2 protein-coding genes are annotated in these 1,805 nt (G+C 60.8%); one reads left to right on the forward strand and one right to left on the reverse strand.

The annotated features are described in order from the left end of the window. Positions 1 to 407: 407 nt before the first annotated feature. Positions 408 to 812, reverse strand: a complete 405-nt coding sequence (locus ABDV69_RS21375; RefSeq protein WP_343577839.1) for a hypothetical protein — start codon at positions 810 to 812, stop codon at positions 408 to 410. 192 nt (positions 813 to 1,004) lie between these two features. Between ABDV69_RS21375 and ABDV69_RS21380 the strand changes: the two genes are divergently transcribed. Further along, positions 1,005 to 1,322 (forward strand): hypothetical protein, encoded by a 318-nt coding sequence (locus ABDV69_RS21380; protein WP_343577841.1) that lies wholly within the window; start codon positions 1,005 to 1,007, stop codon positions 1,320 to 1,322. Positions 1,323 to 1,805 lie beyond the last annotated feature (483 nt).

A 1,805-nucleotide genomic window follows, 5' to 3' on the forward strand; every position in this document is an offset into this window, starting at 1 on the left:
ACGTAAGCGCAACAACAAAGCGCAGGCGCGCTCGGCAAACTGAAGCGGTCAGTGTTCTTACACTGCAAGCGGACGACACTCAGCTCACCGGCATCCAGGGCGCTCGAACCTGGTGCGGACACGGCGTCTTCGCCCACAACCTCGTCAAGATCGGCACACTCGCAGCATAAAATCAGACACCGCCACAAAACCCGCCCCCACCGAGCCGCCAGCCCAATCGCCGTTACCGCGGTGGAGACTTTTTCAGGTCGAAGTAGCTAATCCCCAGGCAACGACAGTTGGCCGGGCATCGCGTCGACGGAGGGAGACTGCGGAACGCGCAACGACGCTGGTAATGCGCTGCCCAGACACTGTCGCACCGACCCGCCCGGCGCCCGAGCTGATGTACGCGTGTGGGAGGAGCCGGACTACCGGGCCCTGCAGCGCAATCCTCCACATACGGCCGCTGAATCATCATTATCCGCCGCACGGAGCACGACCGTCATGTGTTCATAACAGATCCGCATGACACGAACCAGAGTTGTGTCGGCTCTTTGTCGATCGGCGGACCAGAGCGCGATCAGTGCTCGCAGCCCATCGGCGGTAATGGCGTCGGAGCCGGTCAGGTCGGCGATCAGCACACCGCAGTCGCGTATCACCCTGCAGGCGTACGGGCTCAAGTCGTCTATGTCCGACGCGTCGACCTCGCCGCTGAAAGTAACCACGGTGAATTCGGCGCCGGTGCGGATGCATATGCAGGGCTTGCGGCGATCGACGCCTGTCGCGCGAATTTGATGGGCAGCGTGGTGAGCGTCTTTGCTGTCAGTAATCACACATGTACCTCTACCGGCTCCTAATTGGATGATGGAATCGTCGAGCGCCTACGAGGAGCTGAAATCCAGAGCCCAGGTGACTGTCGGCATCGCCCTCCTCGACTGGATGACCACTGGTCACTTTACTGTGAGCCGCGTCACTACACAGGGAAATGTACTCGTTTGGCCTACTCTTTTTCGCAGTTCAGGCTCATGGTCCGGCACTCTCAAGAGAAGACCCCGGTGTGGCGGTCGTGGAAGGCCAAAGGCCAAGAGCATGTGGCGCATCCGCACATGGAGTGGGGCCGGCAGATGGCCTTCGTCAATCACTTCTACTTCTACCTGTGGGATCCCCAGTGGGGTGGGGCGTTCTGGAAGACCAACGCCTACGCGCCGTGGCCGGTGTGGATCTGGCTCAACGGGCACCTCCTGGGTGTAACGCCAGTGCGACACGCTCGGCATCGGCTACACCGCGCTAGACAACGGGTTCCGCAGTTGCGCAGACCCCGAGGCGCTGCAGCAGATCTGTGACCGCCTCGGGGCGAGCATCGAAGCGGGTGAACGCGATGGAACTGTTGGTGGTCGACTCCGAGGTTCGACCCGAAGCGGTACTGGTACACGCCTCAGGGGAGATCGATTCCAGCACCGCGGGCGAACTCCGGTCAGGTGGCTCACGCGCTGCAGCAGGCCGCAGCCTACGAGTCCCGAGTGCTCATCGTCGACCTGCAGGTTCCACAAACCTTTTGGCATGCGAGCCGAGGTGCCGCCAGCTTGCGGCGTTACTGCGCACAATGTTAACTTTATTAAAGGTTAAGTTTCTTACCGGAGCCGAACGTCTCGGCTAGAGTTCGTTTGCGGGTGATGACGATGTCGGAGGGGCGTCTTCTACCCGGGTGGCTGAACGACCCAGCGGGTCGTATTGACTCCGAGGGAGAATAATGACCGAAGAAGCGATCCGCACGGTGGACAGCTTTTCGGAAAGCGGCTCTACCGTCCTGATCTTGATTGACAACG

The sequence above is a fragment of the Mycobacterium sp. genome, assembly GCF_039583785.1.
Classification (GTDB): Bacteria; Actinomycetota; Actinomycetes; order Mycobacteriales; family Mycobacteriaceae; genus Mycobacterium.

What these genes read in the sequence shown, in the direction of transcription:
- ABDV69_RS21380 (WP_343577841.1), top strand. Translation starts at nt 1,005, where the DNA reads ATGGTCCGGCACTCTCAAGAGAAGACCCCGGTGTGGCGGTCGTGGAAG.